22 protein-coding genes are annotated in these 23,881 nt (G+C 63.0%); 7 read left to right on the forward strand and 15 right to left on the reverse strand.

Annotation, left to right across the window (positions count from 1 at the left end; translation table 11 throughout):
- Window positions 1-2: 2 nt before the first annotated feature.
- The 4 genes from AC3WVQ_RS17800 to AC3WVQ_RS17815 form a co-directional block, all read right to left on the reverse strand.
- Complete coding sequence (locus AC3WVQ_RS17800; RefSeq protein ID WP_034803172.1) at window positions 3-3,068, reverse strand: helicase-related protein; 3,066 nt, start codon at window positions 3,066-3,068, stop codon at window positions 3-5.
- 653 nt (window positions 3,069-3,721) lie between these two features.
- Window positions 3,722-4,447 (reverse strand): beta-ketoacyl-ACP reductase, encoded by a 726-nt coding sequence (locus AC3WVQ_RS17805; RefSeq protein ID WP_034802902.1) that lies wholly within the window; start codon window positions 4,445-4,447, stop codon window positions 3,722-3,724.
- 17 nt (window positions 4,448-4,464) lie between these two features.
- A complete protein-coding gene (locus tag AC3WVQ_RS17810) occupies window positions 4,465-4,824 on the reverse strand; it encodes a hypothetical protein (protein WP_090295227.1) in 360 nt (119 codons plus the stop codon).
- Window positions 4,825-4,837: 13 nt separating this feature from the next.
- On the reverse strand, window positions 4,838-6,019 hold the full coding sequence (locus AC3WVQ_RS17815) for an acetyl-CoA C-acetyltransferase (RefSeq protein WP_034802919.1): 1,182 nt from the start codon (window positions 6,017-6,019) through the stop codon (window positions 4,838-4,840).
- A 223-nt stretch (window positions 6,020-6,242) separates the two neighbouring features.
- On the opposite strand from AC3WVQ_RS17815, the gene phaR reads away from it, so the two are divergent.
- On the forward strand, window positions 6,243-6,821 hold the full coding sequence (gene phaR / locus AC3WVQ_RS17820) for a polyhydroxyalkanoate synthesis repressor PhaR (protein ID WP_034802922.1): 579 nt from the start codon (window positions 6,243-6,245) through the stop codon (window positions 6,819-6,821).
- A gap of 94 nt (window positions 6,822-6,915) precedes the next feature.
- Here the strand turns inward: phaR and AC3WVQ_RS17825 are convergent, their stop codons facing one another.
- From AC3WVQ_RS17825 to mtgA, 5 genes are all read right to left on the reverse strand, one after another.
- Window positions 6,916-7,317, reverse strand: coding sequence for a membrane protein (locus AC3WVQ_RS17825; RefSeq protein ID WP_034802925.1), 402 nt, complete (start codon window positions 7,315-7,317; stop codon window positions 6,916-6,918).
- Between the two features lie 157 nt (window positions 7,318-7,474).
- Window positions 7,475-7,660: a 50S ribosomal protein L32 gene (gene rpmF / locus AC3WVQ_RS17830; RefSeq protein WP_034802928.1), complete on the reverse strand. Its 186-nt coding sequence runs from the start codon at window positions 7,658-7,660 to the stop codon at window positions 7,475-7,477.
- A 145-nt stretch (window positions 7,661-7,805) separates the two neighbouring features.
- Window positions 7,806-8,453 carry a glutathione S-transferase family protein gene (locus tag AC3WVQ_RS17835; RefSeq protein WP_034802931.1) on the reverse strand — a complete coding sequence of 216 codons (648 nt, stop codon included), beginning with the start codon at window positions 8,451-8,453 and terminating at the stop codon, window positions 7,806-7,808.
- On the reverse strand, window positions 8,450-9,184 hold the full coding sequence (locus AC3WVQ_RS17840; protein WP_110818892.1) for a DUF1868 domain-containing protein: 735 nt from the start codon (window positions 9,182-9,184) through the stop codon (window positions 8,450-8,452). The genes AC3WVQ_RS17835 and AC3WVQ_RS17840 overlap by 4 nt, the downstream gene beginning before the upstream one ends.
- Before the next feature lie 102 nt (window positions 9,185-9,286).
- Complete coding sequence (gene mtgA, locus AC3WVQ_RS17845; RefSeq protein ID WP_060529995.1) at window positions 9,287-10,060, reverse strand: monofunctional biosynthetic peptidoglycan transglycosylase; 774 nt, start codon at window positions 10,058-10,060, stop codon at window positions 9,287-9,289.
- Window positions 10,061-10,205: 145 nt separating this feature from the next.
- Here mtgA and AC3WVQ_RS17850 point away from each other — a divergent pair, with 145 nt between their 5' ends.
- The 3 genes from AC3WVQ_RS17850 (at window position 10,206) to AC3WVQ_RS17860 (ending at window position 12,903) form a co-directional block, all read left to right on the forward strand.
- The gene (locus tag AC3WVQ_RS17850; protein WP_090295225.1) at window positions 10,206-11,120 is read left to right on the forward strand and encodes a polyprenyl synthetase family protein; all 915 of its coding nucleotides are present in this window, start codon (window positions 10,206-10,208) and stop codon (window positions 11,118-11,120) included.
- A gap of 4 nt (window positions 11,121-11,124) precedes the next feature.
- The gene (hisC, locus tag AC3WVQ_RS17855) at window positions 11,125-12,180 is read left to right on the forward strand and encodes a histidinol-phosphate transaminase (RefSeq protein WP_090295223.1); all 1,056 of its coding nucleotides are present in this window, start codon (window positions 11,125-11,127) and stop codon (window positions 12,178-12,180) included.
- Window positions 12,181-12,261: 81 nt separating this feature from the next.
- On the forward strand, window positions 12,262-12,903 hold the full coding sequence (locus AC3WVQ_RS17860) for a LysE family translocator (protein WP_090295222.1): 642 nt from the start codon (window positions 12,262-12,264) through the stop codon (window positions 12,901-12,903).
- A 31-nt stretch (window positions 12,904-12,934) separates the two neighbouring features.
- Here AC3WVQ_RS17860 and ispG read toward each other — a convergent pair whose 3' ends face one another.
- The 4 genes from ispG to AC3WVQ_RS17880 form a co-directional block, all read right to left on the reverse strand.
- Window positions 12,935-14,188: a flavodoxin-dependent (E)-4-hydroxy-3-methylbut-2-enyl-diphosphate synthase gene (gene ispG / locus AC3WVQ_RS17865; protein ID WP_034803175.1), complete on the reverse strand. Its 1,254-nt coding sequence runs from the start codon at window positions 14,186-14,188 to the stop codon at window positions 12,935-12,937.
- Window positions 14,189-14,351: 163 nt separating this feature from the next.
- The gene (locus tag AC3WVQ_RS17870) at window positions 14,352-15,536 is read right to left on the reverse strand and encodes an MFS transporter (protein ID WP_034802948.1); all 1,185 of its coding nucleotides are present in this window, start codon (window positions 15,534-15,536) and stop codon (window positions 14,352-14,354) included.
- A gap of 29 nt (window positions 15,537-15,565) precedes the next feature.
- Window positions 15,566-15,952, reverse strand: a complete 387-nt coding sequence (locus AC3WVQ_RS17875; protein ID WP_090295220.1) for a VOC family protein — start codon at window positions 15,950-15,952, stop codon at window positions 15,566-15,568.
- Window positions 15,949-16,731, reverse strand: coding sequence for a DeoR/GlpR family DNA-binding transcription regulator (locus AC3WVQ_RS17880; RefSeq protein ID WP_090295219.1), 783 nt, complete (start codon window positions 16,729-16,731; stop codon window positions 15,949-15,951). The genes AC3WVQ_RS17875 and AC3WVQ_RS17880 overlap by 4 nt, the downstream gene beginning before the upstream one ends.
- A gap of 273 nt (window positions 16,732-17,004) precedes the next feature.
- On the opposite strand from AC3WVQ_RS17880, the gene AC3WVQ_RS17885 reads away from it, so the two are divergent.
- From AC3WVQ_RS17885 to AC3WVQ_RS17895, 3 genes are all read left to right on the forward strand, one after another.
- Window positions 17,005-17,778 carry an amino acid ABC transporter substrate-binding protein gene (locus AC3WVQ_RS17885; protein ID WP_090295217.1) on the forward strand — a complete coding sequence of 258 codons (774 nt, stop codon included), beginning with the start codon at window positions 17,005-17,007 and terminating at the stop codon, window positions 17,776-17,778.
- 106 nt (window positions 17,779-17,884) lie between these two features.
- Window positions 17,885-18,565: an amino acid ABC transporter permease gene (locus AC3WVQ_RS17890; RefSeq protein ID WP_089044284.1), complete on the forward strand. Its 681-nt coding sequence runs from the start codon at window positions 17,885-17,887 to the stop codon at window positions 18,563-18,565.
- Window positions 18,562-19,323: an amino acid ABC transporter ATP-binding protein gene (locus AC3WVQ_RS17895; RefSeq protein WP_060586573.1), complete on the forward strand. Its 762-nt coding sequence runs from the start codon at window positions 18,562-18,564 to the stop codon at window positions 19,321-19,323. Before AC3WVQ_RS17890 ends, AC3WVQ_RS17895 begins: the two co-directional genes overlap by 4 nt.
- A 121-nt stretch (window positions 19,324-19,444) precedes the next feature.
- On the opposite strand, the gene pyc is transcribed toward AC3WVQ_RS17895, so the two are convergent.
- Together pyc and AC3WVQ_RS17905 are read right to left on the reverse strand one after the other, a co-directional pair.
- On the reverse strand, window positions 19,445-22,903 hold the full coding sequence (gene pyc / locus AC3WVQ_RS17900; protein WP_060586575.1) for a pyruvate carboxylase: 3,459 nt from the start codon (window positions 22,901-22,903) through the stop codon (window positions 19,445-19,447).
- A gap of 119 nt (window positions 22,904-23,022) precedes the next feature.
- Entirely contained in the window at window positions 23,023-23,763 is a 741-nt protein-coding gene (locus AC3WVQ_RS17905) for a helix-turn-helix transcriptional regulator (RefSeq protein ID WP_034802969.1), read from the reverse strand.
- Between the last annotated feature and the right edge of the window lie 118 nt (window positions 23,764-23,881).

Raw genomic sequence — 23,881 nt, forward strand, 5'->3', positions numbered from 1 at the left:
CCTTACTTCTTCATCTGCTCCTTGAGAGCAGCAAGCTTGGCGAAGGGCGAATCCGGATCCACCGGCTTTTCGCGACGCGGCGGACGCGCCTCGAATTTGCCCTGACCCGGCTTGCCGCCGCGGTCGTGACGATCATGACGCTCGCCGCGATCCTGACGCGGGCCGCCTTCCGGCTTGCCACCGTCATGGCGCTTGCCACGCGCCTGCTGACCACCCTTGCGCCCGCCTTCACGTCCTTCGCCCTGGCCCTGGCCCTGGCCACGCCCGTGGCGCTGACCGCCGCGACGCTGGTCGCCCTCGTGGCGGCCACCGCCCTGGCGCTGGTTGTCCTGACGGGTGCCAGGACGCCAGAGCAGAACGGGCTTGGCTTCGACCGGCTCGCCGGTCTCCGTCACTTGGGTCTCGGTCACCTGAGCCTCAGCAGGCTGGGCCCCGTCGGCAGCGACGGCAACGTCAGCTTCGGCCTTTTCGGCCTCGGCAGCAGGTGCCTCGACGACTGCAGTCTCGGCTTCTGCCGCACTGTCGCCGGCATCGGCGTCATCAACCGCAGCGACCGGTTCGGAAGCGGCGGCAGCAGCCGCAGCACCACCATCCTGACCCATGAGGAAGGCCTGGGCCTCCTCGGCCTTGACGCTGTCTGCGCGGTAGCCGAGGCCCTTCAGGATCTCTTCCATGTCGTCGGGCGTTGCACCGAGGATCGAGAGCATGGAGGTGGTCGCTGTAAAGCGGCGACCGTCATAGGCGCCTTCCGGACGCGGCTGCGTGCCCGGCTTCCACTGAAGGAGCGGTCGAATAAGGTCAGCGAGGCGCTCGAGGATATCGATGCGCACCGCGCGCTTTCCGAGGAAGCGGAAACCGGCGAGCTTGTAGAAGGTCCGCTCGAAAGACGGATCGGTAACGACAGACGTACGGCCGGCGGCGAGCATCGGGATGAGGTCGCCATAGCCGGGCTTGTCGAGGCCGTCGTTCTTCAACGCCCAGAGGAGCGTGATAAGTTCGGCCGGCGCCGGCTTCAGGAGCGCCGGCAGGAAGATGTGGTAGGCGCCGAAGCGAACGCCGTACTTGCGGATCGAAGCGCGACCGTCCTGGTCGAGCGACTTGACGTCGTCTGCGACATCGCGGCGGAACAGTACGCCGAGGTTTTCGACGAGCTGGAAGGCGAGGCCCTTGGCGAGACCTTCGAGATCTTCAGCGCGCGAAATATCGTCGAGCGGCTTCAAGACCGTTCCGATGTGATGGTTCACGAAACGCTCGATGCGCGCCAGAACGTGCTCGCGGGCGTTCGCCTGCAGCTGATCGTCGGCCAGCAGGATGACGCGCGGGCGCATGACGTGGTCGCTTGCCGTCAGACGGGCGACGGGATCGCCGAGCCAGCGCACAAGACCATCCGACGAAAGCGCCAGGTCGTTGTTGCCGGAAGCATGCAGCCGCGCGGCGCGTGCCTCAAACTCGAGCGCCAGCGCCTTCTGGGCAGCACCCTGCACAGCCTTGGCATCCGGGCCATCGCCGCCGGTCGCCAGCGTAAACCGGAAACCGGTTAGTTGTCCTACGTGATGACCTTCAACGAAGACATCACCATTCACACTGATTTCAGCTTCCAGCATAGCATTCTCTCTCAGGCGCTTCATGAGCACAGATGTCCTGCGATCAACAAAGCGTTTCGTCAACCGTTCATGTAGTGCGTCGGATAATCGATCTTCAATTTCCCGCGTCTTTTCTTGCCAGTGTGTCGGATCGGCCAGCCATCCTGGCCGGTTCGACACATAAGTCCATGTCCTGATCTGCGCGATTCGCGCCGAAAGTGTGTCGATCTCACCGTCCGTATGATCGGCCCGCCTGACCTGCTCGGCCATGAAATCTTCGTTTACGGTACCGCGGCGGACAAGATCCGCGTAGATCGTCGAGATCAAGTCGGCATGTTGAGCCGGTGTAATGCGCCGATAGTCCGGCAGCGCGCAGGCTTCCCACAGTTTTTCCACCCGCTCGGCATTGGTCGTGATGTCGACGACCTCAGGGTAGCGGGCCAAATGCTCGAACGCCTGCTGGTCTACCGCAGGTAGCGCCCGGGCAAGGCCGGGAACCGTCGGCGCGGCCTCAAGACTCTTCTTCAGAGCGGCAATCGAAGCGTAGTCGAACGCCTTCGAGCGCCACTGTAGTACCTTCACCGGATCGAACTCATGCGCCTCGATACGGTGGACCAGCTCGTTGTCGAAGGGATCGACGCGGCCGGTCACACCGAACGTACCGTCACGCAAGTGCCGGCCGGCGCGGCCGGCGATCTGCGCGAGTTCGGCCGGGTTGAGATTGCGGAACTGATAGCCGTCGAACTTGCGGTCCTGCGCGAAGGCGACATGGTCGACGTCGAGATTGAGGCCCATGCCGATCGCGTCGGTCGCGACCAGGTATTCGACGTCACCTTCCTGGTAGAGCGCCACCTGCGCATTGCGCGTGCGCGGCGACAGCGCGCCGAGCACGACGGCGGCACCGCCACGCTGGCGGCGGATCAGCTCGGCGATCGCATAGACCTCGTCGGCAGAGAAGGCGACGATCGCCGTGCGGTGCGGCAGACGGGTTATCTTCTTCGAACCGGCATAGAGCAGTTGCGACATGCGCGGTCGCTCGACGACGGTGATGCCGGGCAGCAACTGCTCGAGGATCGGCCGCATCGTTCCGGCACCAAGCAGCAGCGTCTCGCCGCGACCGCGCAGGTGCAGGATCCGGTCGGTAAAGATATGGCCGCGCTCGAGATCTCCGGCAAGCTGCACTTCATCGATCGCGACGAAGGACGCCGTCGTCTCGCGCGGCATGGCCTCGACGGTGCAGACCGAATAGCGCGCGCGATGCGGGGTGATCTTTTCCTCGCCGGTGATCAGCGCGACATTGTGGTGGCCGACCCTTTCGACCAGGCGCGTATAAACCTCGCGCGCGAGAAGCCGCAGCGGCAGGCCGATGACGCCGCTGTCGTGCGCAATCATGCGCTCGATCGCGTAGTGCGTCTTGCCGGTATTGGTAGGCCCGAGCACCGCGGTGACACCGCGGCCGCTCAGGATCATGGGGTGAACGGACACGTCATCGATCCCGGGCATTCAGAAATTACGGCAGCGTCTTTTCACGCTGGCGGCAAACACATGCCCACGCACCGAGCCAAACGCAAGGGGCGCCGACAACTAAAACCATCGCTTGGCATCTCTTAGCCCATTGCACCACCTGTTGTGGTCGGCGCAATCGACAATTGGAACAGCCGTGGAACGAATCGGCGACGAATCGACGACTCATTGTGATTCACTGTATGTTCACGACTACATATAGATTTCAACGCCGAACGTTGCACCACATGCTGAATCTGGAGCTGATTCCGCGCATCAGGCCCTTTGGCGCGCAACAATCCCGGCTCTGCCATTGCCTGACAGGTCCAAGGATTCCGAATCCAAGACTCTGGAAAGCCTGGAAAATTTTTCACGAAATTCGTCAGGGATTCACCCAAGTGAGAGAATGAGAATCGCAGTTTAGAGTCGCGACCAGTGCGGGAACAGTCGGCAGCGACTCGCAGACCGCGCGTCATTCCACCTTTGTTCTCCACAAGATATAGTGTCTACGCCCCCCTCCGGCAACGGAACTGCCAGCGCAACTTCAGGATTTCGAGCGGGATTCTTAGCGCTGCCGCCGCATGGAAACGGCGCCTCGAAAGGCGCCGTCCGGTAATGTTCGGCTTGTCTGATGCTCAGACGAAAAACTGTCCGCCGTTCGCCGAAATCGTCGAGCCGGTGATGAAGCCGGCATCGTCGGAGGCGAGGAACACCACGCAGCGGGCGATTTCTTCCGGTTCGCCGAGGCGGCCAACCGGGATCTGCGGGATGATGCGCTCGTTGAGCACCTTCTCCGGCACCGCCCGCACCATCTCCGTGCCGATATAGCCGGGGCAGATCGCGTTCACGGTAATGCCCTTGGCAGCCCCTTCCTGGGCGAGCGCCTTGGTGAAGCCGAGATCGCCGGCCTTGGCCGCCGAATAGTTGGCCTGACCCATCTGGCCCTTCTGGCCGTTGATCGACGAGATGTTGATGACGCGACCGAAGCCACGGTCACGCATGGCCGACCAGAGCGGATGCGTCATGTTGAAGAGACCGGTGAGGTTGGTGCCGATCACCTCACCCCATTGCTCCGGCGTCATCTTGTGAAACATGGCATCTCGGGTGATGCCGGCATTGTTGACGAGCACATCGACCGGACCGAGATCGGCCTCGACCTTGGCGATGCCCTCGGCACAGGCCTGATAGTTGGAAACGTCCCATTTGTAGACCGGGATGCCGGTTTCCTGCTTGAAGGCCTGAGCCTTCTCGTCATTGCCGGCATAGTTGGCAGCCACCTTGTAGCCGGCATTCTTGAGTGCGATGGAAATTGCCGCACCAATGCCGCGCGACCCACCCGTGACCAATGCTACCCTGCTCATATGCGCCTCCCACTTGATCAGTTCAGTTTTTCGAATGCCTTCTGCATCAGCTTTTCGCCGACCTGTTGCCCGTAGAGCCCGGCGGCCGCTTGAAACTGCGGCGTAGCCAGCGCGGACAGAGCCACCTCGCACTTCTCCAGCGCGAGACCCATCATCACCGCGGAGAGCTGCTCCAGCGACACCTTCAATGCGCCGCTGTCATCGTTCAAGGCCGCGACCATCACGTCCTTGAAAACGCTCTCCTCGTCGGAAGTCGTATGTTCCAGCATGCATTCTACCAGCCGCGCCTCGTTAAGAGGCGCGGGATTGGCATGTGCAGAAACGATCGGCGAACCGGCCAGAAGCAGGGAAAATGGAACCCACCTGGCGCTGTTCATGCCGCCAGACCGATCAGAACCGCTCGACGCACATGGCGACGCCCATGCCGCCGCCGATGCAGAGGGTTGCAAGCCCCTTGGAAACGCCGCGGCGCTTCATTTCGAACAGCAGCGTGTTGAGCACGCGGGCGCCCGACGCGCCGATCGGGTGACCGATGGCGATCGCGCCGCCATTGACGTTGACGATCGACGGATCCCAGCCGAGGTCTTTGTTGACCGCGCAGGCCTGGGCAGCAAAGGCTTCGTTGGCTTCCACCAGTTCGACATCGCCGATCGCCCAGCCGGCCCTTGCCAACGCCTTGCGCGACGCCGGGATCGGGCCGGTGCCCATGACCTGCGGATCGACGCCGGCGGTTGCCCAGGAAACGATACGGGCGAGCGGCTGGATGCCGCGCTTGGAGGCCTGCGCCTCGGTCATCAGCAGGGTGGCTGCGGCGCCGTCATTGAGGCCGGAAGCGTTGCCGGCGGTGACCGTGCCTTCCTTGTCGAAGGCGGGGCGCAGCTTCGTCATCTGATCGAGCGTTGCGCCGTGGCGGATATATTCGTCCTGGTCGACGGTGACGTCGCCCTTGCGACCCTTGACGATGAAGGGAATGATCTCGTCGGCAAAGCGCCCGGCCTTCTGGGCGGCTTCGGCCTTGTTCTGCGAGGCGAGCGCGAACGCATCCTGCTCCTCGCGGCTGAGCTGCCACTGGCGAGCGACGTTCTCGGCGGTGATGCCCATGTGATAACCGTAGAAGGCGTCGGTCAGGCCGTCCTTGATCATCGTGTCGATCATCTTGAAGTCGCCCATCTTCACGCCGCCGCGAAGATGCGAGCAATGCGGCGCCATCGACATGGACTCCATGCCGCCGGCGACGATGATCTCAGCATCACCGGTTGCAATCTGCTGCATGCCGAGCGCGACGGCGCGCAGGCCCGAGCCGCAGAGCTGGTTCATGCCCCAGGCGGTCTTTTCCTGAGGAACGCCCGCCTTCATCGCCGCCTGGCGCGCCGGGTTCTGGCCTTCGCCTGCCTGCAGCACCTGGCCGAGGATCACCTCGTCGACCTCGGCAGCCTCGACGCCTGCGCGCTCGAGCACGCCCTTGATGACGGCAGCGCCAAGTTCGTGCGCCGGCGTATTGCCAAAGGCACCGTTGAAGGAACCGACCGCGGTGCGGCCGGCGCTGGCGATCACGATGGAGGGATTGCTCATGGGACGTTTCCTCAGATCTTCTTGCCTAATGCAGGCAGACTGGCAAAGCGCGCGACGCAAGTCAAACGCCTTGATGCAGTGCCACAAAAGCGTCACCTAAAACGCAACCGCAAGATTTTGCACTTGCGTCGCCGCAACGCACAAAGACATTGTCAGCGGCGCGCTTTTGCGGATACTCTGAAAAACGCAATAAAGACGGGATGATGGGGGAGAGGAGACCCTGATGGCGAAGCACGAAGGCCAGATCGTTATCAAAAAATATGCGAACCGGCGGCTCTACAACACCGGGACCAGCACCTATGTCACGCTCGACGACCTGGCTGTGATGGTGAAGAAGGGTGAGGACTTCATCGTTCAGGATGCAAAATCCGGCGAGGACATCACCCATTCCGTGCTGACGCAGATCATCTTCGAGCAGGAGTCCAAGACCGGCAACACGCTGCTGCCGATCTCCTTCCTGCGCCAGCTGATCTCGTTCTACGGCGACCAGATGCAGATGGTGGTGCCGAGCTATCTCGAACACTCGATGCAGGCTTTCACCGAGCAGCAGTCGCAGATGCGCGAGCAGATCAACAAGGCCTTCGGCGACACGCCGCTCGGCAAAAACCTGCAGGTTCCGCTGCAACTTGTCGAAGAGCAGGTGCGTCGCAACACCGAGATGTTCCATCAGGCCATGCAGATGTTTTCGCCCTTCATCACCGCGCCGCCCGTGAAGGAAACAAAGAAGGCCGAAGCCAAGGATATCGACGAGCTGAAGGAGCAGCTTCGCGCGCTCCAGACCAAGCTCGACAATCTCGGCTAAGCAGGACCACCAGGCAGGAATGCGGTTCCTGCCTTCACCTCACCTGAACAGAGATCGCGGAAATCGGGGCGGCGTCGCCCCGAACCGTCTGGACCTAGAGGCCGATCGACACGTCCCGGCCGGCCGAGCGCATCGATACGGCAAAGCCGGCGATAACATCGATGAAGCTGATGGTCATCAGGATGAAGAAGAGCTGCGTTGCCGCCGGTGCGAGCAGCAGAAATTCGATCAAAAAGACGATGAACAGGATCATCGAGAGCAGATGATCCATCAGTGCGCGGCTGCTCGTGCGCGTCGCTTTCAGCAATTCGACGAAGAGCAGCAGCAGGGCGCCGACGATCAGAAGGTCGCCGAAGCGCATCGTCCAGGTCGCGCCTGATAGCATGGAGAGCGACACCATGTCGGCGTTCAGGCCGGCGAGGCCGCCGAACATTCCGATCATCGCGAGATTGTAGATTGCAAAAGGTAGGATCAGCAGCGGTATGGCAGCAAGCATCAGAACTCCTTGACCGCGTTTATGGTGGACCATGTATATGCGGCGTCGTCACGCAAGGCGCCAGCGATACCACGGCGTCCAAGCAAGATCATGTCAGATGCAAAACAAAAGGGCCGGCAGAGCCAGCCCTTTGAACCTAATCCGCGAACGGAAACGCTTATGCGCTTTCCTTCGGGGTCAGAACCTGACGGCCACGGTACATGCCGGTCTTCAGGTCGATGTGGTGCGGGCGACGCAGTTCGCCGGAGTTCTTGTCTTCGACGTAGGTCGGGGTCTTCAGAGCGTCAGCCGAACGGCGCATGCCACGCTTGGACGGGCTCGTTTTTCTTTTAGGTACAGCCATTTCATTCTCCACTTATCGGGCAAACACTGTTCAGCAGCCGAAATGGCCGTGTAAAACAGATGTTAATCACGGAAATTTGGCGCGCTTATACATGGACAACTGCCGTTTGACCAGTCCCCACGGGCAATTTTTCGACTCGACCTTTTCAGACCTCGTCTTCGGCGACGACCCACGGCTCTGCGCGGGCGGCCTCCTCCCATTTCAGGAACGCCGGATGTGCCTTCACGCGGTTCATGTAGCCGAGCGTTTCTCGATCCGCAACGAGATCGTAGACGTCGAAGCGGTTAACCACAGGCGCGTACATCGCATCGGCCGCGCTGAAGGACCCGAAGAGGAACGGGCCACCGGAACGCGCAAGCGCCTCCGTCCAGATCTGCTCGATACGTGCCACGTCCGCGCGGACGTCCGCGCCAACGTCCAGCGCCTGCTTTGGCCGACGGATGTTCATCGGGCAGGCACCACGCAGAGCGCGAAAACCGGACAGCATCTCCATCGAATAGCTGCGCGCCCGGGCGCGCGCCTGAGGGTCGGCCGGCCACAGCCCGGCGTCGGGAAAGAGTTCGGCGACATATTCGATGATCGCCAGCGATTCCCAGATAAGCAGGTCCCCGTGGCGCAGCAGCGGCACCTTTCCGGTCGGCGAGATCGCCCGGATCTCCGGATTGCCGGCGGCGAAATCGAACGGAATGACCACGTCCGAGAAATCGATGCCGACTGCCGTCATCGCGATCCATGGCCGCATCGACCAGGACGAATAGTTCTTGTTGCCGACATAGAGTGTAAGTCCGGTCATTTCTGTTCCTTGATTGCTGGTCTCTCCGAGAAAACGATCAGTTCCTCGAAATGGTTCATGTCCTCGAACGAGCAGAAGGCCGGCGGATCGAGCGCGATCACCGGCGCCTGCTCGCGCAGAAAAGCGAGCTGCTCGTCCAGCATCGCCTGCCAGCGCGGCAGCGCCGCATCGTCGAGCCAGTCGACGGGGTAAGCATAGGTGATGTGGAATTGGTAGTCGTCATGATCCGGATGGCGATAGCCGAAGGCTTCCGCGAAAGCGTCGCGCCAGGCCTTGAGACAGGCGCGGTCGGCGGCACCGTCGCCTTCGAGCGCAAGGCCCGTCGGCGTGATCTCGGTCACGCGGGCGCGGAACTGCTCCAGCGGCGCAAAATGCGCAAGCCGTTCGCGGTAGTGCGCCGTCATCACCTCGATCGGCGTATCGAGCGGCATGTCGGCCGGCCAGTAAGGGAGCTTCCGGCGGTGTTCGATGATGCCCTGGAAGATCGTCATGTGCAGGCTGGACGGGTGGGTAAAGGCGAACTGCCCCGCCTCGGGCATCGCCATCACCCGGTCGCGCACCGCAAGCACGGCGGCCTCGGACGGCGATCCGGCGGCAACGTGAGACACAACCGTGTTGCCCGGTTCCGAAAGGAACTGGCCTTCGGTGTTGTAGCGCGTTCCGAGATGTCTCGGCGGGGCATCGTTGGCGCTACGGCCAAGGGCGAAAAGCGAGGGGGAAATCAAGGTCATGGAGCAATCGGGCCTTTCGAAGGGAGAGAGGCCCAGATGGCAGAACTCTACTACGCGAGCATGACATCGCCCAGCGAGCGCATCCAATGAAAAGGTCTGATCCTAGTTATAAAGGCAGGTGATGTAACCGCCGGAGCGGCTGGCGCGGCGCTCGATCAGGTTCGCCAGGCGCTTGAGCCCGCGGCCGGGTTTTCCGGCGTTGCGCTCCTTCGGATTGGGCAGCGAGACCGCAAGCAGCGCCGCCTGCCGGCGCGAGAGCTTCGACGCCGAAACCCCGAAATGATGGCGGGCGGCCGCCTCGATACCATAGATCCCGTCGCCCCATTCGGCGATGTTCAGATAGATCTCCATCATCCGCCGCTTGCTCCACACGAAGTCGGCGGCGACCGCCAGCGGCAGTTCCATGCCCTTGCGCAGGAAGGAGCGACCGTTCCAGAGATAGAGGTTCTTGACCGTCTGCATCGGAATGGTGCTCGCGCCGCGGGTGGATTCCCCTTCGAGCGCATCCTCGACCACGCCCCGCATCTGGCCCCAGTCGACGCCGTCATGGGCGCAAAACTGCCCGTCCTCCGACATCATCACCGACTGCACCAGAACCGGGGCGATATCATCGAACTCGACCCATTGCCGATCGTAGCCGCGCAGCAGCACGAGATCGCGCAGCATGAGCGTCGAGACGGGATGGATGAACTCCACCAGGTAGAGAACGATCAGCGCGTAGGGAAGGACGAGAAAGCCCAGAACAGCCAGGACGATCTGGCGGCGACGCGTGCGCAACGTCCGGCGAAGCGAAGACCAGCGACTGGAAGGCAATTCGCCCTCCTCGCGCGCTTCCGGAACGACGTTCGCGGCCTGACTGTTCACCTCGCTGTCCATCCGCTTCTCTTAGTGCATGCGCAGGCAGAGTTGAACGGGCTTTCTGGCAAAAGGCAAGGCGCCGAGAAGGCTGTCCCAGGGAAAGCGCGCGGCTGCGACACGAATCCCCGTTGAAAGCCCTCTTCGCCCATGTCAAAGAGCGCGCATGAGCCAGGACACATCGCCTTTTACCCGTCGCCTCGCCACCAATGCCCGCACCGTCGAGGGTCTGCTGGAACGTCTGCTCGGCCAGACGACGGAAGCCGACGAAATCGCCCGGCCGGCAAACCTGCTCGCGGCCATGCGCCACGGCGTGCTGAACGGCGGCAAGCGTCTGCGCCCCTTCCTGGTGATCGAATGCGCCGATCTGCTCGGCGGCAATCGCGATGCGGCCTTGCGCGTCGGCGCGGCACTCGAATGCGTGCATTGCTATTCGCTGGTCCATGACGACCTGCCGGCGATGGACGACGACGACATGCGCCGCGGCCAGCCGACCGTGCACAGGGCCTTCGATGAGGCGACGGCGATTCTTGCCGGCGACAGCCTGCTGACCTTCGCCTTCGATATCATCGCAGCACCCGAGACAGCGCTTTCGGATGCGCAGAAGGTGGAACTGATCCTGGCGCTCGGACGCGCCGCCGGCCACGGCGGCATGGCCGGCGGACAGGCGCTCGACCTGGCCGCGGAAAAGTCGCCACCGGACGAGGCCGGGATCGTCACGCTGCAGGCGATGAAGACAGGTGCCCTGATCCGCTTTGCCTGCGAGGCTGGCGCCATCGTCGCCGGCGCTTCGAAGGAGGACCGCGCGCGGCTTCGCGCCTTCGGCGAAAAGATCGGCCTTGCCTTCCAGCTTGCCGACGACCTGCTCGACCTTACCGCGGATGCGGAGACCATGGGCAAGGCAACCGGCAAGGACGCCGCCCGTGGCAAGGGCACGCTGGTCGCGCTCAACGGCCAGACCTGGGCGGAAGACCGGCTGGAGCAACTGGTCGTCGAAGCCGAAGCGCTGCTTGCGCCCTATGGAGCGCGCTCGGCCATTCTCGTCGAAGCCGCCCGTTTCATCGCCAATCGCAGGAGCTAGATCCATGAGCAAATACTGGTCGCCGATCGTCTCCAAGCTGAAGCCCTACGTGCCTGGCGAACAGCCGCGCATCGCCAACCTGGTGAAGCTCAACACCAACGAATGCCCCTACGGTCCGTCTGAGAAGGTGCTCGACGCGATCGCCGCGGCAGCGAGCAGCGATCTTCGCCTTTATCCGGACCCGCTGGCGCTGAAGCTGCGCCAGGCCATCGCCGTACGCTATGGCGTGACCGCCGAAGAAGTCTTCGTCGGCAACGGCTCGGACGAGGTGCTGGCGCACATCTTCGCCGGCTTGCTGAAGCACGACGCGCCGCTGCTCTATCCGGATATCTCCTACAGCTTCTATTCGACCTATGCGCGGCTCTTCGAGATCGACACGGTCGAGATCCCGCTCAGCGATCGCTTCGAGATCGATCTCGCCGACTACGACCGGCCCTGCGGCGCCATCATCCTGCCGAACCCGAATGCCCCGACCGGCATCGCTTTGCCGCTCGCCGACATCGAGCGGCTGGTCGCAAGCCATCCGGACCAGCCCGTCGTCATCGACGAGGCCTATGTCGATTTCGGCGGCCAGTCGGCCGCAGAACTGGTTTCGAAATACGAGAACCTCTTGGTCGTCCAGACCTTCTCCAAGTCGCGCGCACTTGCGGGCTTGCGCGTCGGCTTCGCCATTGGCCAGCGCCCGCTGATCGAGGCGCTGGAGCGGGTGAAGGACAGCTTCAACTCCTATCCGCTCGGCCGCCCGGCCCAGGCCGGCTCCATCGCAGCGATCGAGGATGAAACCTGGTTCGAGGAGACTCGCGCCAAGATCATCGCGTCGCGCGACCGGCTCACGGCCGAACTGACAGCGCGCGGCTTCGAGGTGCTGCCTTCGTCGGCAAACTTCGTTTTCGCACGGCATCCCGGCCATCGCGGAGAAACGCTGGTGAAGGCGCTCCGCGAGCGCGCCGTGCTGGTGCGCCATTTCGCCAAGCCGCGCATCTCCGATTTCCTGCGCATCACCATCGGCACCGATGCCGAATGCGCGCGCCTGATCGAGGCGCTAGACGAGATCCTCTAAGTTGTCTCGGTGACATTTCGCTGTTTCAAACCGGCGACGAACTGATCTAGCCTCCGGCGACCGAGCCGGAGCTTTTCTCGCATGTTCGACCTGACGCCCTATCTGCCGCAGCTTCTCATTGCCTGGACCGCCTATCTGATCGCGACCGCATCGCCGGGGCCGGCGATCCTGGCGATCATCACCACCTCGGTCAGCCAGGGACGAAAGGCGGGCCTGGCGCTTGCCCTTGGCGTTCTGACGGGAAGTTACACCTGGGCAATGCTGACGGCCTCCGGTCTCTCGGCGCTGATCCGCGCCTATGGCCACGCGATCATCGTCTTGAAGATCGCCGGCGCCTGCTATCTCTTCTGGCTCGCCTATAACGCACTGCGCGCCGCCATGCGCAGCGACAAGAGCGCGATCGTACCGACGGCAAAGGTGCAGACCTCGCTGAAGCGGCTCTATCTCAAGGGGCTCGGCATCCACCTGACGAACCCCAAGGCGATCTTCTCCTGGATCATGCTGGTGTCACTCGGCATGCCCGCGGGCGCGCCGGTCGGCGTTACCGCCACTTTTATCGGCGGCTGCATGGTCTTGGGTCTGATGACCTTCTGCGGCTTTGCGATCGTCTTCTCGCTCACGCCGGTACACCGCGCTTATCTGAAGTCCAGGCGGCTGATCGAAAGCCTGATGGCCGGTTTCTTTGCCTTTGCCGGGCTGAAGCTGCTGACGTCGCGGCTCTGATCGCCCACAATTGCCGTAGACGGGCTGTCCGTTATTCGGCCGCCGCCTGGCCGCGGCCGTAGCGCTTCTCGATATAGTCGGAAACCAGCGTCTCGAAGTCGCCGGCAATGTTGGGGCCGCGCAGCGTCATTGCCTTCTCGCCGTCGATGAATACGGGGGCGGCCGGCATTTCGCCGGTGCCGGGCAAAGAGATGCCGATGTCGGCATGTTTGCTTTCGCCCGGGCCGTTGACGATGCAACCCATGACCGCGACCTTCAGGCCCTCGACGCCGGGATACTTCTCGCGCCAGACCGGCATGTTGCGGCGGATGTCGTCCTGGATCTTCTGGGCGAGTTCCTGGAACACCGTGGATGTGGTGCGTCCGCAGCCGGGACAGGCGGCAACAACGGGGATGAACTGACGGAAACCCATGACCTGCAGCAATTCCTGCGCCACCTGCACCTCGCGGGTGCGGTCGCCGCCGGGCTCAGGCGTCAGCGAAATGCGGATCGTATCGCCGATGCCCTGCTGCATGAGGATGCCGAGCGAAGCGGACGAGGCGACGATGCCCTTCGTGCCCATGCCGGCCTCGGTGAGGCCGAGATGCAGTGCGTGGTCCGAGCGGGCCGACAACATGGCATAGACGGCGATCAGGTCCTGAACGCCGGAAACCTTGGCCGAAAGGATGATGCGGTTGCGCGGCAGACCGATCTCTTCGGCGAGTTCCGCCGAGAGCAGCGCCGACTGCACGATCGTCTCGCGCGTCACCTCTTGCGCCGTCAGCGGAAAACCGTTCGCCTTGTTCTCGTCCATCAGCCGCGTCAGCAGTTCCTGGTCGAGCGAACCCCAGTTGACACCGATGCGCACCGGCTTGTCGTAGCGGATCGCCATCTCGACGATCTCGGCGAACTGCTTGTCCTTCTTGTCCTTGAACCCGACATTGCCCGGATTGATGCGATACTTCGCAAGCGCCTCGGCGCAGGCCGGATGATCGGCAAGCAGCTTGTGGCCGATATAGTGGAAGTCGCCGACGAGCGGCACGTCAAGACCAAGGCGCTCGAGCCGCTCGCGGATCTTCGGCACCGCCGCCGCACTCTCGTCGCGGTCGACGGTGATGCGCACCAGTTCCGAACCGGCCTTGTGCAGCGCGGCCACCTGGGCCACGGTCCCATCGATATCGGCCGTATCGGTGTTGGTCATCGACTGGACCACGACCGGTGCGCCGCCCCCGACGATGACGCCGCCGACATCGACGGCGACGGAGGCGCGGCGGGGCTGCGGATCGAAATCGAAGGCGGAAGACATGAAGGCCTCTTCGTGGGTCACTGAGCCGGGCGAGGATGCGGGCAGAACCCGCATGGACTTTCCTCAACTCGCCCTGGCCATTTGCCCATCAGGTGGATGAGGAAAGCCTGATTGTCAACGGCGACATCATGCCCTGACGGCGATTTGATGGCGCCGTTCCGTCTCAGTGCCCCTTAGCGTGATCCGCATGGATCGCATGGTGCGACAAGAGAAGCACGACGATGAAGAGCAGCGGCACCGAGGCGAAGATGATGGCAAAGCCCGTATGCTCGGCAACGAAGCCGATCAGCGACGGTGCGAACAGCATGCCGGAATAGCCCATGAAGGTCGCGACCGAGAGCCCGATGCCCGGCTGCAGGCCCGGCATGTTGCCGGCGGCCGAGAACGCGATCGGCACCATGTTGGAGATGCCGATGCCGGCGATCGCAAAACCGAGGATGGCGATATAGGCATTGGGCGCCGTGCCCGCGACGATCATGCCGACGAGTGCCGTGACGGTGCAGATGCGGAGCGTCCGTTTGGCGCCGAAGCGATCCCGCACGAAATCGCCGGCAAAACGCATGGTCGCCATGGTGGCGGAGAAGGCGGCAAAGCCGAAGCCGGAAAGCTCAACGGAGGCGCCAAGCTCGTTGCGCAGATAAAGCGCACCCCAGTCGAGCACTGTGCCCTCAGGCACCATCGAGAACAGCGCCATGATGCCGATCAGCCAGGGGAGCGGCGTCATCGGCAGGCGCAGCTTTTCCTTGGCTGCGCCTGGATGCGGCTTGTCAGCCAGGATCATCGGCCAAGCGGCGACAATCAGTACCAGGCAGATCGCAGTGACGACGAGGACATGCGGCAGCACACCGAAGCGGGCCATGAGGAAGCCGCCGATACCGGCACCGATCAGGCCGCCGAGGCTCCAATAGGCATGGCAGGACGACATGATCGCCCGACGCATGGATTTCTCGACCTCGACGGCATTGGCGTTCATCGCGACGTCCATTGCGCCGGCAAAACCGCCAAGCAGGAACATGGCGACAGCCGCCGTCCAGACATCGGGGACAAGCGTCAGAAGCAGAAGCAACGGCGACAGTATGATGGCGGTGACCTTGACCACCTTCTGCGACCCCACACGGGCGATGTAGCCGCCGGCAATCGGCATGAGCACCAGCGAGCCAATACCGAACATCAGGATCAACAGGCCGAGCACGCTTTCGCTGATGCCGAGCCGGTCCTTGAATTCCGGGATCTTCGGCGCCCAACTGCCGATGACGAAGCCGTTCAATAGGAAGAGCAGCGAAACCGCCAGCCGGTTGCGGGTCATGTAGCCCTGGCGGACGGTCGCGGAAGGAGAACGTTGGTCCATGGTCTTGCCTCTGTGCCGGGTCGCCCGGCTCAAATTGTGATTTCGATCAGATTTCCATCGGGGTCGCGAACAACAGCCTCATAGAAGCCATCGCCGGTCCATCGCGGTTTTGCGACCAGAATGCCGTTAGCCTCGGCGCGCGCGGCCATCGCCTCGACCGCCTGCTCGCTGCCGAGCGACAGCGCCACATGGGCAAGGCCGGTACGTTCTTCAGCCGGATCGGCCTGCCCAACCCAGGGGCCCTCCATGATCTCGAATGCCGGGCCGTCGCCAAGCGTCAGGAACCGCGAGCGAAAGCCCGGCCGCCGTCGGCTTTCATAGATCTCGCCGACTTCGGCGCCGAAGAAGGACGACCAGAAGCTGGCAATCGCCTCGAGGTTCCGCGTCCAGAGCGCCACATGCGTGATCGTCGTCATTCCGTCTCTCCCGCCATCAGGACCTCTGCCCTTGTCGCCTCGAAGGCCGACCGATGCTCGGCCGACGCATCCGCCTCGAGCAGCAGCGTCACCTTGTCATTGATATCGACGACCCCGTGCGCGGCGGCCGTACCGAGTTTGTCGCTGGTGACGGCGACAACCAGGCGCCGGCTGCGCAACGCAATGAGCCGCTTGAATTCCGCATCCTCGAAATAGATCGCCGTCAGGCCCGCAACGGCGTCGGCGCCGCACGTGCCGAGAAAGCAGAGATCGGGCCGGAGCAGCTCCGCGTCGCGCTGAGCCCGCGCGCTGATCGCCGCACCGACGGCACGGTTGAGCGGGCCACCGAGCAGGATCAGATCGACACCCGGCTTCTCCATGAGCGCGACGGCAATCAGCGGTGTGTTGGTGACGACGGTGACCGGCAGCTCCGGCTCGATCAGTTGCGCGATCGCAAGATTGGTCGAGCCGGCATCGAGGAACACGGTCATATCAGGCTTGATCAGGCCGACCGCCGTGCGCGCCAGCGCCGCCTTGCGTTCCGGCGCCATCGCCACCCGTTCTCGCAATGTGCTGTGGGCCGCCGGCGCGACCGGAAGTGCGCCACCATAGACGCGCTCGCACAGTCCTGCCGCGGCCATTTCCCGGAGATCGCGGCGGATCGTGTCTTCTGAAACGCTAAGCTCAGCCGCAAGATCAGCAGCCAGCACCCGGCCATTGGCCTTCAACCGCTCCTGGATCAGCGTCTTTCGCTCACGAAGAAGGAGTTCCCCTGACATTTTCACCAACCGTGCATAAACGTGCATGAATCGCCATAAATGCGCATAGCAATTTTTGAAACCGTTTTCAAGCCGGCACAGCGCCCAAATCGGAGCGGCGCGCGAATTTCGACAAACCGTGGCTTTTGCGCGCAATCGGGGTCAATTCGAGGAAAATTCTTCATCAAAACGCTCAGGAATTGGTGTTTTATACGCTCAGATCGCCGATTTTTTATGCGATTGTCCGCTCAATCCGGACGACGGGCCGGGCAAGAAAGAAGATGGAAAATCACGATGAAACTCCTCCCCACGCTGTTTGCCGCCGCTCTGATGCAGGTTGCCGCACTTGGCTCCGCTGAAGCCGGCGAGAATCTCGATGCGATCAAATCTGCCGGTGTCCTGAAGATCGGCACCGAGGGCACCTATGCCCCGTTCACCTATCACGACGCCTCCGGCAAGCTCGTCGGCTTCGACGTGGAGATCGGCCAGGCCGTCGCCGAGAAGCTCGGCGTCAAGGCTGAATACCTCGAAGGCAAGTGGGACGGCCTGATCGCCGGCCTCGACGCCAACCGCTACGACACGGTCATCAACCAGGTCGGCATCACCGAGGAGCGCAAGAAGAAGTACGACTTCTCCGAGCCCTATATCGCCTCCAAGGCTGTGCTGATCGTCAAGTCGGACAACGAAGAGATCAAGGGCTTTGCCGATCTCAAGGGCAAGAAGTCGGCCCAGTCGCTGACCAGCAACTTCGGCAAGCTCGCAACCGCGTCCGGCGCCGAACTCGTCGGCACCGACGGCTTCGACCAGTCGATCCAGCTCGTCTTGACCGGCCGTGCCGACGCGACGATCAACGACAGCCTCTCCTTCCTCGACTTCAAGAAGAAGAAGCCCGACGCCCCGGTCAAGATCGCCGCTGAGCAGGCCGATGCCGACTTCTCCGGCATCATCATCCGCAAGGGCGAGCCGGAGCTTCTCGAGGCGATCAACAAGGCGCTCGTCGACATCAAGGCCGACGGCACCTACGACAAGATCTCGCAGAAGTACTTCGGCGCCGACGTCTCGAAGTAACCCGATCACTGGGCCCTCGGCCGGTTTCTCAGCCGGCCATTCTCGGCTATGAAAAGCGATCCGTTCCGGACCCCGGGGCGGATCGCGCTTTTTGAAAGGCTCGCCCTTGACCACCTGGCTCCCACTGATGCTGGAATCCTTGCCGTCCCTGCTCTGGGCCGGCCTGACCTTTACCATCCCCCTGACGCTGCTTTCCTTCATCTTCGGCCTGATCCTGGGGCTCGTCACCGCCGTCGCCCGGCTCTTCGGGCCGGCACCGGTCGCCTGGATCGCGCGCTTTTACGTCTGGGTGATCCGCGGCACGCCGTTGCTGGTCCAACTCTTCGTGATCTTTTACGGCCTGCCGAGCGCCGGCATCCTGCTCGACGCCTTCACCGCAGCGCTCATCGGCTTCTCGCTGAATGTCGGCGCCTACACCTCCGAGATCATTCGCGCGGTGATTTCGTCGGTCCCGCGCGGACAATGGGAGGCAGCCTATTCGATCGGCATGAGCTGGAGCCAGGCAATGCGCCGCACGATCCTGCCGCAGGCAGCCCGCGTCGCCGTGCCGCCATTGTCGAACACGTTCATCTCGCTGGTGAAGGATACGTCGCTTGCCGCCGCCATTACTGTGCCCGAGATGTTCCAGACAGCGCAGCGCATCGTCGCCACCACCTACGAGCCGCTGATCCTCTACATCGAGGCGGCGCTGATCTATCTTGCCATGAGCTCCGTTCTTTCCGCCCTGCAGGTCAGGCTGGAGCGACGCTTCGCCCGCTATGGCGGCTTCCTGGAGGCACGCACATGATCGAGCTCTCCCACATCGAAAAGCGCTTCGGCGACAATCTCGTGCTGAAGGATATTTCCGTGACGCTCGCCGAGGGCACTGTGACCGCGCTGGTCGGCCCGTCCGGCGGCGGCAAGAGCACGCTGCTGCGCTGCATCAACCTTCTGGAGATCCCGACCTCCGGATCGATCAAGCTTGGCGACGAGAAGCTTGAATTCGCCCCTGGCCGCAAGATCGGCTGGACGGCGATCCAGCGTCTGCGCCGGCAGACCGGCATGGTGTTCCAGAACTTCCAGCTCTTCCCGCACCAGACCGCACTCGGCAATGTCATGGAAGGCCTCGTCACCGTGCTGAAATGGCCGGCGGACAGGGCAAAGACCCGGGCAATGGAACTGCTCGAAAAGGTCGGCATGGCGCACAAGGCCGACGCCTGGCCGGCAACACTTTCCGGCGGCCAGCAGCAGCGCGTGGCGATCGCCCGTGCCCTTGCCCCTTCGCCGCGCGTGCTTCTCTGCGACGAGCCGACCTCGGCGCTCGACCCTGAACTGGCGGAAGAAGTGGTCGAAGTCCTGAGCCGGCTTGCCCGCGAAGGCACCACCATGGTCATGGCCACCCACGACCTCCGGCTCGCCTCGCGCGTTGCCGACAAGGTGATCTTCCTCGACGGCGGCCTCATCGTCGAAAGCGGCGCGCCAAAGACGATCTTCTCGGCGCCCGAGCGCGAGCGAACGAAGAAGTTCATTGCCTCGCTCAGCGCTCCGCACGACTACGAGATCTGAAGGGAAGCATTGGGACCGGTTCCATTGGCCTAGGCGCTAAGCAGCCGTCGTCTCATCCATCGCAAAACAAAAACGGCCGGATTCGCATCCGGCCGTTTTTGTCTGTCCGTGTGGCAAACGCTTACGCGTCGAAGACGATCAGCAGGTCCTTGGCGTCGATCTGGTCGCCGGCGCGCACCAGAACTTCGGCGATCGTGCCGTCCTTCTCGGCATGCAGCGCCGTTTCCATCTTCATCGCCTCGATCGAGAGCAGCACGTCACCGGCCTTAACCGCCTGGCCCGGATGAACCGCGACCGTGGAGATGACGCCCGGCATCGGAGCGCCGAGCTGGGCAGCATTGCCGCCTTCGGCCTTGCGGCGCACGGCGCTCGTCGCACTGCGGTTGCGGTCCGGTACCTTGATCAGGCGCGGCTGGCCGTTGAGTTCGAAGAACACCTTGACCATGCCCTTCTCGTCCGGCTCGCTCTTGGCCTGGTGCAGGATCACCAGCGACTTGCCGCGCTCGATCTCCGGCTGCAGCTCCTCGCCCGGTCCAAGCCCATAGAAATAGGCCGGCGTCGGCAGCACGCTGACCGGACCATAGGTGTCGGCCGCGACCGCGTAATCGGTGAAGACCTTCGGGTACATCAGGTAGGAGGCGAACTCGAAGTCGTCGACCTTGCGCTCGAGCTTGTCCTCGATCGCCTTGCGCTCCGCGTCGAGATCGGCCGGCGGCAGCAGCGAGCCGGGAACGGCGGTGTAAGCCTTCTCGCCCTTCAGCGCCTTCTTCTGCAGCGCTTCCGGCCAGCCGCCCGGAGGCTGACCGAGATCGCCCTTCAGCATCGAGACGACCGAATCCGGGAAGGCGATATCCTTGGCCGGGTTCTCGACGTCGGCGACCGTCAGGTCTTGCGAGACCATCATCAGTGCCATGTCGCCGACCACCTTGGAGGACGGCGTCACCTTGACGATGTCGCCGAACATCTGGTTGGCATCGGCATAGGCCTGGGCAACGCGGTGCCACTTGGTTTCCAGCCCGAGCGAACGGGCCTGCTCCTTGAGGTTGGTGAACTGACCGCCCGGCATTTCGTGCAAGTAGACTTCCGACGCCGGTCCCTTGAGGTCGCTTTCGAAGGCGGCGTACTGGTAACGCACTGCTTCCCAATAGAAGGAGATGCGGCGGATCCATTCGGGATCGAGGCCCGGATCACGCTCCGAGCCGCGCAGCGCCTCGACGATCGAGCCGAGGCAGGGCTGCGAGGTGTTGCCGGAAAGCGCATCCATCGCCGCATCGACCACATCGACGCCGCTATCGACCGCGGCAAGCACGGTTGCAGCCGCAATGCCCGAGGTGTCGTGCGTGTGGAAATGGATCGGCAGATCCGTCGCTTCGCGCAGCGCCTTGAACAGCACGCGCGCGGCGGCCGGCTTCAACAGGCCCGCCATGTCCTTGACGGCGATCATGTGCGCACCGGCCTTTTCGAGCTCGGCCGCCAATGCCGTGTAGTACTTGAGATCGTACTTCGGGCGGGCCGAGTTCAGGATGTCGCCAGTGTAGCAGATTGCCGCCTCGCAGATGCGGTTCTCTTCAGCAACGGCCTCCATCGACACGCGCATGTTGTCGACCCAGTTGAGGCAGTCGAAGACGCGGAAGACGTCAATGCCGCCCTTCGCCGCCTGGCGGACGAAGTACTTCACGACGTTGTCGGGGTAGTTCTTGTAGCCGACGCCGTTGGCGCCGCGCAAAAGCATCTGCAGCAGCAGGTTCGGCGCGTCCTCGCGAATGCGGGCGAGACGATCCCACGGGTCCTCGGTGAGGAAGCGCATGGAAACGTCGAAGGTCGCACCACCCCAGCATTCGAGCGAGAACAACTGCGGCAGCGCACGAGCATAGGTGCCGGCGACGCGGGCGATGTCATGCGTACGCATGCGGGTCGCAAGCAGCGACTGATGGCCGTCGCGCATCGTCGTATCGGTCAGGAAAACCTGCTTTTCACCGCGCACCCACTCGGCGAATTTCTTCGGGCCGAGCGCGTCGAGCTTCTGCTTGGTACCGGCGGGGATTTCGCCCTGGATGAACGGCACGACGGGCTTGGCCGCATCCGCCGGCGGCTTCGGACGACCCTTGGCCTCCGGATGACCGTTGACGGTGACGTCGGCGAGATAGGTCAAGAGCTTCGTCGCACGGTCCTGGCGCCGGACCTGCTGGAAGAGTTCCGGCGTCGTATCGATGAAGCGGGTGGTGTAGGTGTTGTTGCGGAACTGCTCGTGGCCGATGATCGCCTCGAGGAAGGTGAGGTTGGTCGCCACACCGCGGATACGGAATTCGCGCAGCGCCCGGTCCATGCGGCTGATCGCTTCCTGAGGCGTGCTGCCCGAGGCCGTGACCTTCACCAGCAGCGGATCGTAGTAGCGGGTGATGTAGGCGCCGGTATAGGCCGTGCCGCCGTCGAGACGGATGCCGAAACCGGCCGCCGAACGATAGCCGGTGATGCGGCCGTAGTCGGGAATGAAGTTCTGCTCCGGATCTTCCGTGGTGATGCGGCACTGCAGCGCGTGGCCGTTGAGGCGGATGTCAGCCTGGTCAGGCACACCCGATTGCGGCGTGCCGATCGCCTCGCCGTCGAGAATGTGGATCTGCGCCTTGACGATGTCGATGCCGGTCACCACTTCGGTGACGGTGTGCTCGACCTGGATGCGCGGGTTCACTTCGATGAAGTAGAACTTGCCGGTGTTCACATCCATCAGATACTCGACGGTGCCGGCGCCGATGTAGTTGGTCGCCTTGGCGATCTTCAGCGAGTAGTTGGCCAGTTCCTGCCGCTGCGCATCGGAGAGGTAGGGCGCCGGCGCGCGCTCGACGACCTTCTGGTTACGGCGCTGGATGGAGCAGTCGCGCTCGAACAGATGCACGACATTGCCGTGGGTGTCGCCGAGGATCTGGCTTTCGACGTGGCGGGCGCGCTCGACCAGCTTTTCGAGATAGACCTCGTCCTTGCCGAAGGCGGCCTTGGCCTCGCGCTTGGCTTCCGTCACCTCGCGGATCAGATCCTTCGGATCGCGAATGGCGCGCATGCCGCGTCCGCCGCCGCCCCAGGAGGCCTTGAGCATGACCGGGTAGCCGATCTCGGCGGCGAGGCGATGGATTTCCTTTTCGTCGTCCGGCAGCGGATCGGTGGCCGGCACGACCGGAACGCCGACGGAAATGGCGAGGTTGCGGGCTGCGACCTTATTGCCGAGCTGACGCATCGTCGCCGGGCGCGGACCGATGAAAATGATGCCGGCGGCGTCACAGGCATCGACGAATTCCGGGCTTTCCGACAGCAGGCCGTAGCCCGGATGAATGGCGTCGGCACCCGAGAGTTTGGCGACGCGGATCACTTCCTCGATCGACAGGTAGCTTTCGATCGGGCCGAGGTCGCGCGCAAGATGCGGGCCGCGGCCGATCTGGTAGCTTTCATCCGCCTTAAAGCGGTGCAGCGCGAGTTTGTCCTCTTCCGCCCATATCGCGACCGTTTTCAGACCGAGTTCGTTTGCAGCGCGAAAAACGCGGATGGCAATTTCAGAACGGTTGGCAACAAGGATCTTCGAGATAGGCAAGTCGGTCTCCTCAATGACTTGATATTGCGGGAAATGCTGCACCCGCGAAATAAAGTATTAGCGGGTCACCGGGCAGAGCGCAATTTCAGATGCGACAGGAAACCGAATGCCTTTCGACTTTAGGAAATCAGGCCGAGACGGAAGGCGATCGCCACGACGTGGTGGCGGTTCTTGGCCTTCAGCTTTTCCTGGATTCCGTTCATGTACCAATCGACCGTGTGGCTCGAAATATCCAGCACCTTGCCGATGTCGTTGGAGGTCAGTCCGTCGGCGAGATAATTGAGGGCTTCCATTTCGCGCCGCGTCATTTGCACTTCGACACGCGAACCGAGCTCGGCCGAAACCTCGGGGTCGGTCAGGTCCAAGAGCTTCCAGAACAGCCGCTTGGCGATCGAGTCGAACAGGCTGATCTCGACAGGGCTCAGGTCGACGACGCGGCCGCCGACCGTCAGGTTGCCGAGCAGACCGCGCCGGCCGTGCACCGGGAAGATGTAGCCGTCGTAGAGACCGTGGTTGCGGGCCTCGATCATCATGCTTTCCATGCGCTTGCGATGCGGATCGGAGCGGAAAGCAAACAGCGTATCGCGCCAGCGGAAACCACGCTGGGCATGGCCGAGATAGCGGATGGTCGGGTCGATCACCACGAACTTCTTGCGGATATAGATCTGCGGCCAGCCCTCGGGCCAGCGACCGGCAAGCAGCAGCCTCAGCGGGTTGTCATGCGGCTTGGGCTGGCGCACGACGCCGTAGAAGTCGAAGCCGCAGCGATCGAGCAGGCGCTCGAATTCCGGGATGATTTCCTCGCGTGTCTTCATCTCCTCCAGAAGCGCGAGAAACTGTACGAGCAGCGTAATGTTCATGGATCACCTTCCAGGTCGATGCATATGGTCGCATTTCCGAATCCGGACATAAAGGCACCGTTCAGCGACCATTCATGTTGCACCCGCGATAATCCGTCATACCACGCCCGGTCTTATG

The sequence above is a fragment of the Ensifer sp. EB106-05-01-XG146 genome, assembly GCF_058791875.1.

Excerpts from the sequence above, each read along its gene's own strand:
- hisC (WP_090295223.1), top strand. The coding sequence starts at position 11,125 with ATGAGCAAATACTGGTCGCCGATCGTCTCCAAGCTGAAGCCCTACGTG.
- AC3WVQ_RS17850 (WP_090295225.1), top strand. The coding sequence starts at position 10,206 with ATGAGCCAGGACACATCGCCTTTTACCCGTCGCCTCGCCACCAATGCC.
- AC3WVQ_RS17860 (WP_090295222.1), top strand. The coding sequence starts at position 12,262 with ATGTTCGACCTGACGCCCTATCTGCCGCAGCTTCTCATTGCCTGGACC.
- AC3WVQ_RS17880 (WP_090295219.1), bottom strand. The coding sequence starts at position 16,731 with ATGTCAGGGGAACTCCTTCTTCGTGAGCGAAAGACGCTGATCCAGGAG.
- AC3WVQ_RS17875 (WP_090295220.1), bottom strand. The coding sequence starts at position 15,952 with ATGACGACGATCACGCATGTGGCGCTCTGGACGCGGAACCTCGAGGCG.
- AC3WVQ_RS17885 (WP_090295217.1), top strand. The coding sequence starts at position 17,005 with ATGAAACTCCTCCCCACGCTGTTTGCCGCCGCTCTGATGCAGGTTGCC.
- AC3WVQ_RS17905 (WP_034802969.1), bottom strand. The coding sequence starts at position 23,763 with ATGAACATTACGCTGCTCGTACAGTTTCTCGCGCTTCTGGAGGAGATG.
- mtgA (WP_060529995.1), bottom strand. The coding sequence starts at position 10,060 with ATGGACAGCGAGGTGAACAGTCAGGCCGCGAACGTCGTTCCGGAAGCG.
- AC3WVQ_RS17835 (WP_034802931.1), bottom strand. The coding sequence starts at position 8,453 with ATGACCGGACTTACACTCTATGTCGGCAACAAGAACTATTCGTCCTGG.
- AC3WVQ_RS17895 (WP_060586573.1), top strand. The coding sequence starts at position 18,562 with ATGATCGAGCTCTCCCACATCGAAAAGCGCTTCGGCGACAATCTCGTG.
- AC3WVQ_RS17810 (WP_090295227.1), bottom strand. The coding sequence starts at position 4,824 with ATGAACAGCGCCAGGTGGGTTCCATTTTCCCTGCTTCTGGCCGGTTCG.
- AC3WVQ_RS17815 (WP_034802919.1), bottom strand. The coding sequence starts at position 6,019 with ATGAGCAATCCCTCCATCGTGATCGCCAGCGCCGGCCGCACCGCGGTC.
- AC3WVQ_RS17825 (WP_034802925.1), bottom strand. The coding sequence starts at position 7,317 with ATGCTTGCTGCCATACCGCTGCTGATCCTACCTTTTGCAATCTACAAT.
- ispG (WP_034803175.1), bottom strand. The coding sequence starts at position 14,188 with ATGTCTTCCGCCTTCGATTTCGATCCGCAGCCCCGCCGCGCCTCCGTC.
- AC3WVQ_RS17870 (WP_034802948.1), bottom strand. The coding sequence starts at position 15,536 with ATGGACCAACGTTCTCCTTCCGCGACCGTCCGCCAGGGCTACATGACC.
- AC3WVQ_RS17805 (WP_034802902.1), bottom strand. The coding sequence starts at position 4,447 with ATGAGCAGGGTAGCATTGGTCACGGGTGGGTCGCGCGGCATTGGTGCG.
- AC3WVQ_RS17840 (WP_110818892.1), bottom strand. The coding sequence starts at position 9,184 with ATGACCTTGATTTCCCCCTCGCTTTTCGCCCTTGGCCGTAGCGCCAAC.
- phaR (WP_034802922.1), top strand. The coding sequence starts at position 6,243 with ATGGCGAAGCACGAAGGCCAGATCGTTATCAAAAAATATGCGAACCGG.
- rpmF (WP_034802928.1), bottom strand. The coding sequence starts at position 7,660 with ATGGCTGTACCTAAAAGAAAAACGAGCCCGTCCAAGCGTGGCATGCGC.